Source organism: Geodermatophilus obscurus (assembly GCF_900115395.1).
Taxonomy (GTDB): domain Bacteria; phylum Actinomycetota; class Actinomycetes; order Mycobacteriales; family Geodermatophilaceae; genus Geodermatophilus; species Geodermatophilus obscurus_B.
The window spans coordinates 272,168-286,841 of record NZ_FOWE01000008.1 but is presented as its reverse complement, the minus strand read 5'-3'; the positions used below and the strand labels follow the sequence as shown (position 1 = coordinate 286,841).

At 75.7% G+C, this 14,674-nt stretch carries 12 protein-coding genes; 8 read left to right on the top strand and 4 right to left on the bottom strand.

Translation table 11 applies throughout. The features are described from left to right. Positions 1-33: 33 nt before the first annotated feature. Entirely contained in the window at positions 34-1,344 is a 1,311-nt protein-coding gene (locus BM165_RS17505) for an ABC transporter ATP-binding protein (RefSeq protein ID WP_075014800.1), read from the top strand. Positions 1,345-1,386: 42 nt separating this feature from the next. Here the strand turns inward: BM165_RS17505 and BM165_RS17500 are convergent, their stop codons facing one another. Beyond that, a complete protein-coding gene (locus tag BM165_RS17500) occupies positions 1,387-2,430 on the bottom strand; it encodes a PfkB family carbohydrate kinase (RefSeq protein ID WP_075014799.1) in 1,044 nt (347 codons plus the stop codon). A gap of 181 nt (positions 2,431-2,611) precedes the next feature. On the opposite strand from BM165_RS17500, the gene BM165_RS17495 reads away from it, so the two are divergent. Then, positions 2,612-3,445 (top strand): PspA/IM30 family protein, encoded by an 834-nt coding sequence (locus BM165_RS17495; protein WP_075014798.1) that lies wholly within the window; start codon positions 2,612-2,614, stop codon positions 3,443-3,445. A 49-nt stretch (positions 3,446-3,494) separates the two neighbouring features. Here BM165_RS17495 and BM165_RS17490 read toward each other — a convergent pair whose 3' ends face one another. Continuing rightward, positions 3,495-4,349: a DNA-formamidopyrimidine glycosylase family protein gene (locus BM165_RS17490; protein ID WP_075014797.1), complete on the bottom strand. Its 855-nt coding sequence runs from the start codon at positions 4,347-4,349 to the stop codon at positions 3,495-3,497. Between the two features lie 98 nt (positions 4,350-4,447). Between BM165_RS17490 and BM165_RS17485 the strand changes: the two genes are divergently transcribed. Beyond that, positions 4,448-5,047, top strand: coding sequence for an antibiotic biosynthesis monooxygenase (locus BM165_RS17485; protein ID WP_083427452.1), 600 nt, complete (start codon positions 4,448-4,450; stop codon positions 5,045-5,047). Between the two features lie 72 nt (positions 5,048-5,119). Here the strand turns inward: BM165_RS17485 and BM165_RS26315 are convergent, their stop codons facing one another. Together BM165_RS26315 and BM165_RS17475 are read right to left on the bottom strand one after the other, a co-directional pair. Then, positions 5,120-5,971 carry a cold shock domain-containing protein gene (locus BM165_RS26315; RefSeq protein ID WP_075014796.1) on the bottom strand — a complete coding sequence of 284 codons (852 nt, stop codon included), beginning with the start codon at positions 5,969-5,971 and terminating at the stop codon, positions 5,120-5,122. A 67-nt stretch (positions 5,972-6,038) separates the two neighbouring features. Then, complete coding sequence (locus tag BM165_RS17475; RefSeq protein WP_075014795.1) at positions 6,039-10,655, bottom strand: ATP-dependent helicase; 4,617 nt, start codon at positions 10,653-10,655, stop codon at positions 6,039-6,041. A 103-nt stretch (positions 10,656-10,758) separates the two neighbouring features. Here BM165_RS17475 and BM165_RS17470 point away from each other — a divergent pair, with 103 nt between their 5' ends. The 5 genes from BM165_RS17470 (at position 10,759) to BM165_RS17450 (ending at position 14,661) form a co-directional block, all read left to right on the top strand. Continuing rightward, a complete protein-coding gene (locus BM165_RS17470) occupies positions 10,759-11,904 on the top strand; it encodes an acyl-CoA dehydrogenase family protein (protein WP_075014863.1) in 1,146 nt (381 codons plus the stop codon). 7 nt (positions 11,905-11,911) lie between these two features. Next, positions 11,912-13,159, top strand: coding sequence for an MFS transporter (locus tag BM165_RS17465; protein ID WP_075014794.1), 1,248 nt, complete (start codon positions 11,912-11,914; stop codon positions 13,157-13,159). A gap of 176 nt (positions 13,160-13,335) precedes the next feature. Next, positions 13,336-13,803: a MarR family winged helix-turn-helix transcriptional regulator gene (locus BM165_RS17460; RefSeq protein WP_075014793.1), complete on the top strand. Its 468-nt coding sequence runs from the start codon at positions 13,336-13,338 to the stop codon at positions 13,801-13,803. After that, complete coding sequence (locus BM165_RS17455) at positions 13,800-14,456, top strand: hypothetical protein (RefSeq protein ID WP_075014792.1); 657 nt, start codon at positions 13,800-13,802, stop codon at positions 14,454-14,456. Before BM165_RS17460 ends, BM165_RS17455 begins: the two co-directional genes overlap by 4 nt. 10 nt (positions 14,457-14,466) lie before the next feature. Further along, on the top strand, positions 14,467-14,661 hold the full coding sequence (locus BM165_RS17450) for a DUF3046 domain-containing protein (protein ID WP_075014791.1): 195 nt from the start codon (positions 14,467-14,469) through the stop codon (positions 14,659-14,661). Positions 14,662-14,674: the final 13 nt, after the last annotated feature.

Here is a 14,674-nt window from a genome sequence, read left to right as displayed (position 1 = left end):
CACTCCACTGACGTCCAGAGGGGACGAGATCTGATGGCCTCCATCGAGATGAAGAACATCGTCAAGCAGTACGGCGACGGCTACCCGGCCGTGAACGACGTCAGCCTCGACATCGCCGACGGCGAGTTCATGATCCTGGTCGGCCCCTCCGGCTGCGGGAAGTCGACCCTGCTGCGGATGATCGTCGGGCTGGAGGACATCACCAGCGGCGACATGATCATCGGGGGCAAGCGGGTCAACGACCTCGCGCCCCGGGACCGCAACCTGTCGATGGTCTTCCAGAACTACGCGCTCTACCCGCACATGACCGTCTACGAGAACATCGCGTTCCCGCTGCGGCTGTCCAAGACCCCCGACGACGAGGTGCGCCGCCGGGTGACCGAGGCCTCCGACGTGCTCGAGCTCAAGGAGCACCTGGAGCGCAAGCCGGCCAACCTCTCCGGTGGTCAGCGTCAGCGGGTCGCCATGGGGCGCGCGATCGTCCGCCAGGCCGAGGCGTTCCTCTTCGACGAGCCGCTGTCCAACCTCGACGCGAAGCTGCGCGGTCAGATGCGCACCGAGATCTCGCGGCTGCAGCGGCGCCTGGGCATCACCACCGTCTACGTCACCCACGACCAGACCGAGGCCATGACCCTCGGCGACCGCGTCTGCGTGCTCCGCAAGGGCAAGATCCAGCAGGTCGCGTCGCCGCGGGAGCTCTACGAGCAGCCGGTCAACCTCTTCGTCGCCGGGTTCATCGGCTCCCCGCCGATGAACTTCCTGCCCGCGACGCTGGAGGGTGACAGCCTCTCGACGCCGTTCGGGCCGATCCGGCTCGACGAGCGCCGCGTGGCGGCGGTCCGCGGTCGTGACCTGCTCATGGTCGGCATCCGGCCGGAGTACTTCGAGGACGCGTCGCTGGTCGACGAGGCGAAGATGCCGCTCGGCTCGACCTTCCGGGCCCGGGTCGACGTCACCGAGTGGCTGGGGGACTCGCAGTACGCCTACATCCCCTACGAGGCGCCGGAGGCCATCACCGCCCAGCTGCGCGACCTGTCGCGGGAGCTCGACGCGGAGGAGATCCGGACGCAGGCGATCGTGTCGATCGACGCCACGAGCCGCATCCGCGAGGGCCGCGAGGCCGAGTTCTGGCTCGACAGCCGCAAGGTGCACGTCTTCGACCCGCAGACCGGTGACAACCTCACCCGCGACGCGGAGGCCGGCGCCCGGCTGACGCAGATGGCGGAGGAGGACCGCGTCGAGCAGGTCGAGCACGCCCAGAACTCGGGCCAGACCGTCTCCGGTCAGGGCACCGGGGGCGGGGGCGGCGGCGCCCACGGGGCGCACCGGGCCGGCGCCGCCTGACGGACCGTCGACCGGGCCGGTCGGGACCTCCGACCGGCCCGGTCAGGCCGTCCTGGCGGCCCGCTGCTCCTTCGCGGCGGCCAGCTCCGCGGCGGTCGGCGGGTCGGCGCCGACCCGCGTGCAGTTGAGCGCGGCGACGAGGGCCGCGTCGTCGACGAGGGCGAGCAGGTCGTCGTCGGCGAGCTGCTCGAGGGCCGCCCGGCCGGTGACCCCGGCGGCGAGCAGGCCGGAGAACAGGCCGGCGGCCAGCGAGTCACCCGCGCCGACGGTGTCGACCACGGTCACCTCCGGGGGCGACCGGTGCAGCACCGGGCGGCCCGGCCGGGCGACCCGCAGCGGCGCCCCGCCGTCGGTGAGCAGGACCAGCGCCGGGCCGCGTGCCGCCCACCGCTGCACCGCGTCGTCGAGGTCGGTCGTGTCCGGCTCGAGCCAGGCGAGGTCCTCCGCGCTGACCTTCACCACGTCGGCGACGGCGACCAGCCGGTCCAGCCGTGCCCGCACGCCGTCCGGGTCGTTGCCGAGCGCCGCGCCGACCGGCCCGCCGGCCAGCATCGGGCGCAGGTTCGGGTCGACGCTCACCAGGGCCGTGCCGGTCAGCCGCTCGGCCAGCCGGGCGATCGCCTCGCTGCCCGGCGGTGTCCAGGAGGAGATGGACCCGACGTGCAGCACCGCCGTCGCCGGGGGCAGGACGGCGGCCAGCTCCTCGTCGGTCCACTGCCAGTCGGCCGCACCCTGCACGTGGAAGCCGTAGTCGGGGGAGCCGTCGGGCCCCAGGCCGACGACGGCGAGGCTGACCGGCTCCGACGCGGCGACCATGCCGGAGACGTCGACGCCGGAGAGCTCCGCGTGCCGGCGCAGCGCGGTGGCCATCGGGCCGGTGCCCAGCCGCGCCAGCAGCGCGACGGGTGTCGCCAGCCGTCCCGCGGCGACGGCGACGTTGAGCGCATTCCCGCCGGGACGGGCGACGTAGTGCGGCGCGGTGCCCTCGGGGCCCGCGTCGGCGTCCGGCACCGGCAGCAGGTCGACGACGAGTTCGCCGAGAACGGTCAGGACGGGGCCGGTGGGGACGGGCACGTCGCGGTCCATCGCCCGACCATAGGGCCCGGCCGCCGTGGCCACCCGGGGATCCCCGGAGGGAGGACGGGGGACCTCCCTGTTGGCCCGGGTACCCGTCCTGCTGGGACGATGACCACGTGACCGCCGCGGACCGCGGCGGTCGGTCTGCCAGAGGCGGCGCCGGACCGCGCCGGACCAGGAGGAGCTCGCCATGCCCAACCCGCTCGTCAAGCTGTGGCGGTACCTGACGGCCTCGGCCAACGCGCAGATCGACCAGCGCGCCGACCCCAAGATCCAGATCCAGCAGGCGATCGAGGCCGAGCAGCAGCGGCACCAGGCTCTGGCCAACCAGGCCGCCGCGGTCCTCGGCAACCAGCGACAGCTGGAGATGCGCCTCAACCGGCAGCTCGGTGAGGTCGAGAAGCTGCAGGCCTCGGCCCGCCAGGCGCTGGTGCTGGCCGACCAGTCGCGTGGCCGGGGCGACGTCGGCAAGGCCACGGAGTACGAGAACGCCGCCCAGGCCTTCGCCACCCAGCTGGTCGCCGCCGAGCAGGCGATGGAGGACCTCAAGCGCAGCCACGACGAGGCGCTGCAGGCCGCCGAGCAGGCACGCGGAGCCGTCGAGCAGAGCCGCATGCGGTTGCAGACGACGCTGGCCGAGCGCACCAAGCTGATGAGCCAGCTCGAGCAGGCCAAGATGCAGGAGCACGTGGCCGCCTCGATGCGGCAGGTCAACGAGCTCTCGGCACCGGGGAACACCCCCAGCCTGGCCGAGGTCCGCGACAAGATCGAGGCCCGCTACGCCAACGCGCTCGGTCAGGCCGAGCTGGCCCAGACGTCGGTCGAGGGCCGCATGCTCGAGGTGCAGAAGGCCACCCTCGACGTCGCCGGCGCCTCGCGGTTGGAGCAGATCCGCGCGGGCATGGGCGGCGGGCAGACCGCCGTCGAGGGCGGCACCGGGGCGGCCGGCGCGATCGGCCCGGGCACGGCGGCGCCGTCGTTCGAGAAGACCGAGCAGCAGGCGCAGCGCCCCGAGAACGCCTGACGCACGACCGCGGGCCCGGTCCCGGACCGGGCCCGCGGTGTGTCCGTCCTCAGGTGGCGCTGGTGAGCGGGCGCGGGTGGTCGGGCTCGCCGGTGCGGGCCAGCGGGTCGACGGGTGCGTCGGTGGCCTGGCAGGTGGGGCACCAGTAGGTGATCCGCTCCTGCAGGTCCGGCCCCTGGTCGCCGCGCAGGATCGGGGTGCCGCAGCGGTAGCACGGCTTGTCCTTGCGGCCGTAGACCCAGTGGTCGCGGCCGCGGCGCAGGTCGCCGGTGGTGCTCTGCTCCGGGCGGTCGCGGTTGGCCAGCATCAGCGCCCGGGTGCGCTCCACCAGGCCGGACAGGTCCTCGACGTCGGCGACACGCATCCAGGGGTGCACGCCGCAGACGAACAGACCCTCGACCTTGTAGAGGTTGCCGGGCCCGCACAGGTTGCGCTGGTCGAGGACCGCCACGCCGACCTGCTCGTCGGGGTGCGACCGCAGCCGGCGCAACGCCTCGTCGAGGTCCCAGTCGGGGCCCAGCACGTCGGGGCCGAGGTGACCGACGACGGTGTCCTCCTGCTCGGTGCGCACCATGGTGACGTCGTGGAGCCGGTAGCCGACGCAGTCCCACCGGTCGGTGGCGAGGACGGCCCGGATGGAGAACGCCGGCCCGCCGCGCCACCGGGCGCCCTTGCGATAGATGTGCCAGCTGCCGTCCATGCGGTAGTGGGTGCGCAGCGTCCACCCGTCGGTGAGGCGGGTGAGCATGTGCTTGCCGCGGGAGACCACCTCGGCGACGGTGCGGCCGGTGAGGTCGGTGGCGGCCAGCTGGGGCACCCGGAGCTCGCCGCGGCGCAGCGTCTGGCCGGCCAGCGCGGTGTTCATCCGCTTGGCGGCCAACCAGACGGTGTCTCCCTCGGGCACGACCTCATTGTCCCCCGCGGGCATCCGCGCTGCTCGAGCGCGAGAGAGGTCACGCCGGGGTCAGGAAGCGCGAGGTCGCCGGGGACGCTGGACCGTCCGTGCGCCGCGACCCCGAGCCCACCCCCACCGGCACCCCGGAGATCGCCCCGGAGCACGTCTCCGGGGTCGCGGAGCCGGTCACGGTGACCGTCGCCCGCCACGTCCACGCCGACCGGCGGGCCGCCTTCGAGCAGTGGGCCGGCGAGGTCCTGGGCCTGGCCGAGCGGTTCCCCGGCAACCTGGGCACCAGCCTGCTGCGCCCGGGGCCGGGCTCGAACCGCTACCACCTGGTCTACCGGTTCGCCGACGGCGAGGCGCTGGCCCGCTGGGAGCGCTCGGCGGAGCGGCGCGCGGCGCTGGCGCGGGTGGAGTCCCTGTCGGAGGGCGCCGACTACGCCCGCGTGGCCGGGCTGGACAGCTTCTTCACCGCCCTGACCCCGCCCCGGCCGGGCCCGCGCTGGCGGCTCACCGTGCTCACCATCGCGGCCGTCTTCGGCATCACCCTCGGCTTCTCGCTGCTGGTGGCCCCGCACATCACCTCGTGGCCGCTGCCGGTGCGGCTGCTGCTGTCGGCGACCGTCGTCGTCGTGCTGCTCGGCCAGGTGGTCATGCCGCGGCTGACGCGCTGGTTCGCCCCCTGGCTGCGCGCCCGCAGGTGACGGGACGGAACGGCCCCCCTCCAGGTCCCCACGCCGAGCGAGCGCGGCGTGGGGAGGAGGGTGGCCGTTCGTTCAGTCCAGCGGGCGGACGCCGGTGGCGCTGGTGCCGCGCGCGCCGGAGGTGCGGGTGAAGGCGACCCGCTGGCCCTCCTCGAGCTCGCGGTAGCCGCCGGTCTCCTCGATCTCGGAGAAGTGCACGAACACGTCGTCGCCGCCGTCGTCGGGGGTGATGAAGCCGAAGCCCTTCTCCCCGTTGAACCACTGGACGGTGCCCTCGGCGCTGCCGCCGGCGTCGCCGCCGCGGGCACCGCCGGAGCGGGCCGGGCGCTGGTCGCGGCCGCCGCGGTCGTCCCGGCGGTCGTCACGGCGGTCGCGGGGCGCGGGGCGGTCGGAGCCGCCGCGCCGGGGCGTCGAGGCCAGCAGCCGCACGGACTCGGCCTGCAGGCCGCGGTTGCCCTCGACGAGCTCGAACTCGACGCGGTCGCCCTCCTCGAGGTCGCCGCCGCGGATCACCGCGGAGACGTGCACGAAGACGTCCTCCGGGACGATGAAGCCGAAGCCGCGGTCGGCGTCGAAGCGCGCGACGGTGCCCTGGACGACGAGACCGCGCGGCGCGCGGCTCCCGCCGGAGCGGCCCCGGTCGCCGCGGTCGTCGCGAGAGCCCCCGCGGTCGTCGCGGGAGCCCCCGCGGTCGTCCCGGCGGGCCCGCGGGGCGCTGCCGGTGGGCCGCACCCGGTCGGCCTGCGGGCCGCGCGGCCCCTCCGTGGCGTCGAACTCGACCGGCTGCCCCTCGTCGAGGGTGCGGAAGCCCCCGGTGTCCTCGATGGCCGAGAAGTGGACGAAGACGTCCTCCCCGCCCTCCTGCGGCTCGATGAACCCGAAGCCCTTCTCCGCGTCGAACCAGCGGACCGTGCCGGCTGCCATACCTGTTCCCTCATCCCTCACGACTGCGACGGTCAACGGTACGCGGCGCCGCGGGGAGCCCGTCGGGTCAGCCGCGCAGCCGCAGCCCGCGCGGGGTGGCCGCGAACCCCGCGGCCTGCAGCGCGGCCGACAGCGGGGTGTCCTGGTGCACCGAGGCGCCGTCGGCCTTCTGCAACACCATGCGGCCCAGCGCCCCGGCCGCGACGGCGCCCGACAGCGCGGTGGCCGCCTCCTTCAGCGCGGTCTCGTCCTCGGTGAACGACAGCAGCGTCTTGCCGCCGCGCTCGACGTAGAGCACGAGCTCGCCGTCGACGAGCACCACCAGCGCCCCGGCCTTGCGCCCGGCGCGGTGCCCGCTGGCCCGCTTGCTCCCGGCCGTACCCCCGGTGCCCTCGCCGACGTCGACGGCGACCCCGGTGGCGGACTCCGCGTCGGACGGCCCGCCGCGGTCGGGCCAGGGCAGCGCCGCCCCGTAGACGTTGGCCGGGTCGGTGGCGGCGAGCACCACCGGGCCCTCGGGTGCCCGGTCGGGGGTGGCGAAGGCGCGCAGCCGGTCGACCGAGCCGACCGTGCCGAACTGGGCGGCGCCGAGCGTCTCGACGAAGTAGCCGCGCCGCGCCCGGTTGTTCTCCTCGAACGCGCGCAGCACCGGGTACACGGCGGAGAAGCCGCCGGGCACCTGCTCGGCCATGACCGCGCCCCGGGTGAGCACGCCGTGCCGCTCGAGCAGCGCCTCGGCGCGGGCGGTGGTGCGCCGCGTCGGGTTGGCCTCGCGCTCGGGCAGCCGCGACCAGCGGCCGGCGACCGTGGGCGGGCCGGTGCGCGTGGGCATCGCCGGCCGGCCCAGCCGCGGGCGGCCGTAGCGGGCGCGGTCGACCCGGGCCCGCGGCGGCGCGGGGGTGCGCTTGTGCGTGCCGCCGCCGGCCAGCCGGGTGCGCAGCGGCGCCAGGGTGTCGTTGGTGAGCAGCCCGGCCCACACCAGGTCCCAGACGACGTCGGCGAGCGCGGCGTCGTCGGTGGCGCCGACGAGATCGGACAGGCCGCGGAAGAACACCGCCTGCCCCGCCGCCAGCTGCTCCAGCACGGCGAACGCGACGCCGCCCTCCTCCGGCAGCTCCACCGGGTCGGGCAGCAGCAGCGGCGCGAGGTCGGCGGGCACCAGGCTCACCCAGCCGTCGCCGCCGGGCAGCCCGCCGGCGCCGGCCCACAGCACCTCGCCGGCGCTGGTGAGCTCGTCGAGCATCGCGGGCCGGTAGTCGCGGACCCGGGACGGCAGCACCAGCGACTCCAGGGCGCTCGCCGGCACCAGCGCCCCGGCCAGCTGCTCGACGACGGCCAGGACGCCGTCGACCCCGCGCATGCGGCTGCCCACCGACTGCCAGGACGGGGTGAAGCGGGCGAGCGTGCCGATCGGCACCGGCTCGACCTCCTGGCGGAGCTTGGCGAGGCTGCGGCGGCGCACCGAACGCAGCACCTCGGCGTCGCACCACTCCTGGCCGCTGCCGCCGGGCCGGAACTCCCCGGTGACCAGTCGGCCGGTGCCGACCAGCCGCTGCAGCGTCGCGGTGACGACGGCGACGCCGAGCCCGAGCCGCGTGGCGACCTCGGCGGGCTGGAACGGGCCGTGGGTGCGGGCGTAGCGGCCGACGAGGTCGCCCAGCGGGTCGGCGACCGGCTCGGTGAACGCCTCGGGCACACCGACGGGCAGCGCGGTGCCGAGGGCGTCGCGCAGCCGGCCGGCGTCCTCGGTGGCGACGTGGCGCTCCTCCCCGGCGATCCGCACGACGATCGCCCGGCGGGAGGCGACCAGCTCCTCGAGCCACGCGGCCGGGACGCCGCGCAGCGCCGCCTCGGCCGGCGTGAGGTCGCCGAGGCCGCGCAGCAGGTCGGACGCGCCGTCGACGTCGCGGGGGTGGCGCTCGGCGGGCAGTCGCTGCAGCTCCCCCTCGACCTCGGCCAGCGCCTCGGAGTCGAGGAGCTCGCGCAGCTCCGAGCGGCCGAGCAGCTCGGCGAGCAGGCCGGTGTCGAGCGCCAGGGCCTGCGCCCGCCGCTCGGCCAGCGGGGCGTCGCCCTCGTAGAGGAACTGCCCGACGTAGCCGAACAGCAGCGACTGCGCGAACGGCGAGGCGGCCTGCGTCTGCACGTCGACGACCCGCACGCGGCGGGAGCGGACGTCGCGCATCAGCTCGACCAGGCCCGGCACGTCGTAGACGTCCTGCAGCACCTCGCGGGCGGCCTCCAGCGTGATGGGGAAGGAGGAGAACTCGCTGGCGACGCTGAGCAGCTGGGCGGCGCGCTGGCGCTGCTGCCACAGCGGGGTGCGCCGCCGTGGGTCCCGGCGGGGGAGCAGCAGCGCCCGGGCGGCGCACTCGCGGAACCGGCTGGCGAACAGCGCCGAGGTGCCGACCTCGGCGGTCACCTCCCGCTCGACGTCGTCGGGGTCGAGCACGGCGAGGTCGGCCTCGGGCGGCTCGCCGGTGGTGTCGGGCAGGCGGAGCACGATGCCGTCGTCGGAGTGCATGGAGGCGACGTCGACGCCGTACCGCTCGCGCAGCCGGGCGGCCAGCACCAGCGCCCAGGGGGCGTTGACCTGCGCACCGAAGGGGGAGTGCACGACCAGCCGCCAGTCGCCGAGCTCGTCGCGGAACCGCTCGACGAGCAGCGTGCGGTCGTCGGGGAGGTGGCCGGTGGCCGCCTTCTGCTCGGCGAGGTAGGCGAGCAGGTTGGCCGCGCCCCAGTCGTCGAGGCCGGCGGCCTGCGCCCGCTCGCGGCCCTTCTCGGGGGTGGCCGAGCCGACCTCGCGGAGGAACGCGCCCAGCGCCCGGCCCAGCTCCAGCGGACGGCCGGGGGCGTCGCCGTGCCAGAACGGCATCTTCCCGGGCTGGCCGGGGGCGGGGGAGACCAGCACGCGGTCGTGGGTGATCTCCTCGATCCGCCACGACGACGAGCCGAGCAGGAAGACGTCGCCGACCCGCGACTCGTAGACCATCTCCTCGTCGAGCTCGCCGACCCGGCGCCCGCCGGACCCCTCGCCGCCGCCGACGATGAAGACGCCGAACAGCCCGCGGTCGGGGATGGTGCCGCCGCTGGTGACCGCCAGCCGCTGGGCGCCGCTGCGGGCGGTGAGGGTGTCGGTGACCCGGTCCCAGGTCAGCCGCGGGCGCAGCTCGGCGAACGCGTCGGAGGGGTAGCGGCCGGCGAGCATGTCGAGGACGGCGTGCAGCGCGGAGTCGGGCAGGCCGGAGAACGGCGCCGACCGGCGCAGCAGCGCGGCGACCTCCTCGACGGTGCGGGGGCCCTCGGAGACGATCGCGACGATCTGCTGGGCGAGCACGTCGAGCGGGTTGCGCAGGTAGCGGATCGACTCGATCGCGCCGGCCTTCATCCGCTCGGCCACCAGCGCGCACTGCACGAGGTCGCCGCGGTACTTGGGGAACAGCACGCCGCGGCTGACCGCGCCGACCTGGTGCCCGGCGCGGCCGACCCGCTGCAGGCCCGCGGCCACCGTGGGCGGCGCCTCCACCTGCACGACGAGGTCGACCGAGCCCATGTCGATGCCGAGCTCCAGGGACGACGTCGCGACCACCGCCGGCAGCTGCCCGGACTTCAGCGCATCCTCGACGACGGCGCGCTGCTCGCGCGACACCGACCCGTGGTGGGCGGCGGCGACCGGCCGCACGCCCTCGGGGACGCCGCCGCCCGAGCCGGCCTGCGCCATGAGCGCGGCGGCGTTGGTGCCCGGCGGCACGGCCTCGCCGGTGGCCCGCTCGTAGGCCATCTCGTTGAGCCGGCTGGTCAGCCGCTCGGCCAGCCGCCGGGAGTTGGCGAACACGATGGTGCTGCGGTGGGCCTCCACCAGGTCGAGCACCCGCTCCTCGACCGCCGGCCAGATCGACGTCCGCGGCTGGTCGCCGGCCGCCGACCCCTCCAGCTCCCCGGTGGGCTGACCCAGCTGGCTCATGTCCTCGACCGGGACGACGACCGAGAGGTCCCACTGCTTGACCGACGTCGGCTGCACCACCTGCACCGGCCGGCCGCCGGCGAGGAAGGTGGCGACCTCCTCGATCGGGCGGACCGTGGCCGACAGGCCGATCCGCTGCGCCGGGCGGTCGAGCAGCTCGTCGAGCCGGTCGAGGGAGACGGCCATGTGCGCGCCGCGCTTGCTGTCGGCGACGGCGTGCACCTCGTCGACGATCACCGTCTCGACCCCGCGCAGCGCCTCCCGCGCCGAGCTGGTGAGCAGCAGGAACAGCGACTCGGGCGTGGTGATGAGGATGTCGGTGGGCCGGCGGGTGAACGCGCGCCGCTCGTCGGCCGGGGTGTCGCCCGAGCGGATCCCCACGGAGATCTCCGGCCGGGGCAGCCCCAGCCGCAGGGCGGCCTGCCCGATGCCGGTCAGCGGCGCCCGCAGGTTGCGCTCGACGTCGACGGCCAGCGCCTTGAGCGGGGAGACGTAGAGGACGCGGCAGCGGCGGCTCTCGTCGGCCGGCGGCGTGCTGGTCAGCCGGTCGAGGGACCAGAGGAAGGCGGCCAGCGTCTTGCCCGACCCGGTGGGGGCGACGACGAGGGCGTGCTCACCGCTGCTGATCGCCTCCCAGGCACCCTCCTGGGCGGCCGTGGGCTCGGCGAAGGCGCCGGTGAACCACGCTCGGGTGGGCGCGGAGAACCGGTCGAGAGCGGGCACGTCCCCAGTGTCCCCGGGGGTACGACAGTCCGCTGGCCTGCGCGGACGCCGGCGGCGGACGGGTCGCCCGATCCGGGGGGTGGTGTGGGGCACACTGCCGGGCATGCGCAGCTCCCTGTACGAGTCCGGGCACGAGGACTTCCGGCAGACGGTCCGCACGTGGCTGGAGAAGAACGTGGCGCCGCACCACGCCCAGTGGGAGCGCGAGGGGATCGTGCCGCGCGAGGTCTGGCTGTCCGGCGGCGAGCAGGGGCTGCTCGGGTTCGACGTCGACGAGCGGTGGGGCGGCGGCGGGGTGCGCGACTTCCGCTACAACGCCGTCCTCGACGAGGAGGTCACCCGCGTCGGCGCCAGCGGCCTCGGGTTCGGGCTGCACAACGACGTCGTCGCGCCCTACCTGCGCGACCTGTGCACCGAGGAGCAGGCGGCCCGCTGGCTGCCCGGGTTCTGCCGCGGCGAGCTGATCACCGCCATCGCGATGACCGAGCCGGGCACCGGCAGCGACCTGCAGGCCATCCGCACCACCGCCCGCCGCGACGGCGACACCTGGGTGCTCAGCGGCGCGAAGACGTTCATCACCAACGGGATCAACGCCGACCTCGTCATCGTGGTCGCGCGCACCGACCCCGACGCCCCCGGCGCCAAGGGCACCAGCCTGCTGGTGGTGGAGCGGGGGATGCCCGGCTTCACCCGCGGCCGCAACCTCGACAAGGTCGGCCTCAAGGCCCAGGACACCGCCGAGCTGTTCTTCGACGAGGTGCGGGTGCCGGCCGAGAACCTGCTCGGCACGGAGAACCGCGGCTTCGCCCACCTCATGGAGAACCTGCCGCAGGAGCGGCTCTCGATCGCCGTCGGCGCGGTGGCCGCCTGCGAGACCGTCCTCGCCCAGACGCGCGAGTACGTGACGAGCCGGACCGCGTTCGGGCGGCCGGTCGGCAGCTTCCAGCACAGCCGGTTCGTCCTCGCCGAGCTGCACACCGAGACGACGATCGCGCGGACGTTCGTCGACGAGTGCGTCCGCCAGCTGGGCGCCGGGGAGCTGACCGCCGTCGACGCGGCGATGGCCAAGTACTGGACGAGCGAGCTGCAGAACAAGGTGGCCGACCGGTGCCTGCAGCTGCACGGCGGCTACGGCTACATGGACGAGTACCCGGTGTCCAAGGCGTGGCGCGACGCCCGCGTGCAGTCGATCTACGGCGGCACCAACGAGATCATGCGGGAGATCATCGGCCGCTCGCTGGGCCTGTGACCCCCCGATGACGACGCAGGCGGCCCCCGACGTCGGACGGGTCCAGCGCCGCACGGTCGGCGTCCTGTCGGGGTCGGTGGCGCTGGCCGGGCTCGGCGTCACCGTCGGCATCACCGTCGGCGGCCTGCTCGCCCGCGAGGTCGCCGGCAGCGACGCCGCGGCCGGCCTCGGGCAGACCGCCGGCGTGCTCGGCGCGGCGGTGCTCGCCGTCCCGCTCGCCCGGCTGTCGGACCGCTCCGGCCGCCGCGCCGGCCTGGCCGCCGGGTACGCGATCGCCGTCGGCGGCGCGCTGGTGACCGTCGTGGCCGCCGTGCTGTCGTCGCTGCCGCTCCTGCTGGCCGGCCTGTTCGCCTTCGGCGCCTCGACCGCCTGCGGCCTGCAGGCGCGCTACGCCGCCGCCGACCTCGCCGCCCCCGAGCGGCGCGGCCGCGACCTGTCCCTGGTGGTCTGGGCGACGACGGTCGGCTCGGTGCTGGGTCCCAACCTCGCCGGGCCCGGCGCCGACCTCGGCCGGGCGCTCGGGCTGCCGGCGCTCGGCGGGGGCTTCGCCGTCTCCGCGGTGGTGTTCGCCGTCGTCGCCGCGGTGCTGCTCGCCGGGCTGCGTCCCGACCCGCTGCTGCTGTCCCGCCGGCTGCAGGCGACGGCCGGGGCGCCGGCCCCCGCCCGCGGGCGCACCCGGGAGGCGCTGCGGGCGGTCTGGTCCTCGCCCGACGGGCGGCTGGGCCTGGCCGCCGTCGTCGTCTCCCACGCGGTGATGGTCGGCGTCATGGTCATGACCCCGGTGCACATGGGGCACGCCGGCGGGCACGACGACGCGACGACGCTGCGCCTGGTCGGCCTGGTGATCAGCGTGCACGTCGCCGGGATGTACCTGTTCAGCCCGCTGGTCGGGATGCTGGCCGACCGGGCCGGGCGCCGGGCCACCGTCGCCGCCGGCGGGGGGCTGCTGCTCGCGGCCGCCGCGATCGCCGGTACCGCGCCGCCGGAGGCCGCGGGCCGGCTCGGCGTCGGGCTGCTGCTGCTCGGCATCGGCTGGTCGTGCGGCCTGATCGCCGGGTCCACGCTGGTCACCGAGTCGGTGACGGCCGACGTCCGCCCGGCGGCGCAGGGCGGCACCGACCTGCTCATGGGCCTGGGCGCCGCGGTCGCCGGCGCGATCGGCGGGCCGCTGCTGGCCGCCGGCGGCTTCGGCCTGGTGTCGGCCGTGTCGGCGGCGTTGGTGCTGCCGCTGGCGGTGGTGTGGGTCCGGCGCTGAGCGCTCAGCGGCCGCGCATGTTGCGCCACAGCAGCACCAGCGAGACGAGCAGGCACAGCGCGATGCCGATCTCCAGCACCGTGTCCCAGGTGGCCGAGCCGGTGGTGGGGAACATGCCTCCAGCGTAGGCGCCGGCCTGCTATCGTGAAGTGACTTCACGGTGTAGGAGGCTCACGATGACGGACGACGGTTCGCGGGTCACCGCGCTCGACCGCGTGCTCGAGCTGACGGTGCTGCTCGGCCGCGACATGGCCACGTCCCTGGCCGCATCCGGCCTGACCGTCGCCCGCACCACGCTGCTGTGGCAGCTGCGGGCCACGGGTCCCACCACGCAGCGCGCCCTGGCCGACGCCCTCGGCGTCAGCGCCCGCAACGTCACGGGCCTGGTCGACGGGCTCGTCGCGGCCGGGCTGGTCTCCCGCGAGCAGCACCCGGCCGACCGGCGGGCCACCCTGGTCACCCCGACGGCGCGGGGGGAGGAGCTGCTCGACGAGCTCGGGCGCGGTCAGGCCGAACTGGCCGGGCAGCTGTTCGGCGGTCTGTCGGGGGAGCGGCTCGAGGGACTGGTGTCGGCGCTCGACGACGTGCTGGAGCGGCTGCGCGCGCTGGTCCCGCACGGCGCCGCCGTGGAGGAGGCCCCGTGACCGCCCGGGGGCTGCTGCGCACGGCGGTCGCCTTCGAGTCCGGCATCTGGCGCAGCCTGACCCGCTGGGTCCGCCGCCGCCCCGACGTCCCGGCCGGGGCCGACGCGTTCCCCTACGCGTCGGCGGCCTCGCCGGTGCTGTGGACCTTCATCGTGCTGTCCGCGGTCGAGATCCCCCTGGTCGACTGGCTGCTGCCCTGGCCCTCGCTGCGGGTCGCGCTGCTCGTCGTCGGCGTCTACGGGCTGCTCTGGATGCTCGGCCTGCTCGCGGCGATGCACGTCTACCCGCACACCGTCGACGACGCCGGGCTGCGGGTGCGCTCCGGCTTCTCCACCGACGTCCGGGTGCCGTGGGAGGAGGTCGCCGCGGTCCGGGTGCGCCGGCGCAGCGTCGAGGGGTCGCGCAGCGTCGTCGTCGCGGAGGAGGGCGGCCGGCGGGCGGTGTCGCTCGCCGTCGTCGCCTCCACCCAGGTCGACGTCGAGCTGCGGACGTCGCTGGTGCTGCCGCTGGCGCGCACCGGCGGGCGGCCGGTCGACGAGCTGCGCCTGGCCGCCGACGACCCCGCCGCACTGGTCCGCCGGCTGCGCGCCGGCATGTCGGACCACGCGGCCCGCACCGACGTGGCCCCCCGGGCCGACGGGGACGCGCGCTAGCGTCGGAGGCGTGCGCCTGCAGGAGTTCTGGTCCCGGCTCGAGGAGCGGTTCGGGTCGATGCGGGCCCAGAGCGTCACGCGCGACCACGTCTTCGCCGCGCTCGGCGGGCGCACCGCCGTCGACGCCATCGAGGCCGGGGTGCCGGTACGCCGGGTGTGGCTGGCGATCTGCGAGGAGTACGACATCCCGCCGAAGGAGCGCTGACCCCCTCCCAGCC

Excerpts from the sequence above, each read along its gene's own strand:
- BM165_RS17505 (WP_075014800.1), top strand. The coding sequence starts at position 34 with ATGGCCTCCATCGAGATGAAGAACATCGTCAAGCAGTACGGCGACGGC.
- BM165_RS17500 (WP_075014799.1), bottom strand. The coding sequence starts at position 2,430 with ATGGACCGCGACGTGCCCGTCCCCACCGGCCCCGTCCTGACCGTTCTC.
- BM165_RS17495 (WP_075014798.1), top strand. The coding sequence starts at position 2,612 with ATGCCCAACCCGCTCGTCAAGCTGTGGCGGTACCTGACGGCCTCGGCC.
- BM165_RS26315 (WP_075014796.1), bottom strand. The coding sequence starts at position 5,971 with ATGGCAGCCGGCACGGTCCGCTGGTTCGACGCGGAGAAGGGCTTCGGG.
- BM165_RS17470 (WP_075014863.1), top strand. The coding sequence starts at position 10,759 with ATGCGCAGCTCCCTGTACGAGTCCGGGCACGAGGACTTCCGGCAGACG.
- BM165_RS17465 (WP_075014794.1), top strand. The coding sequence starts at position 11,912 with ATGACGACGCAGGCGGCCCCCGACGTCGGACGGGTCCAGCGCCGCACG.
- BM165_RS17460 (WP_075014793.1), top strand. The coding sequence starts at position 13,336 with ATGACGGACGACGGTTCGCGGGTCACCGCGCTCGACCGCGTGCTCGAG.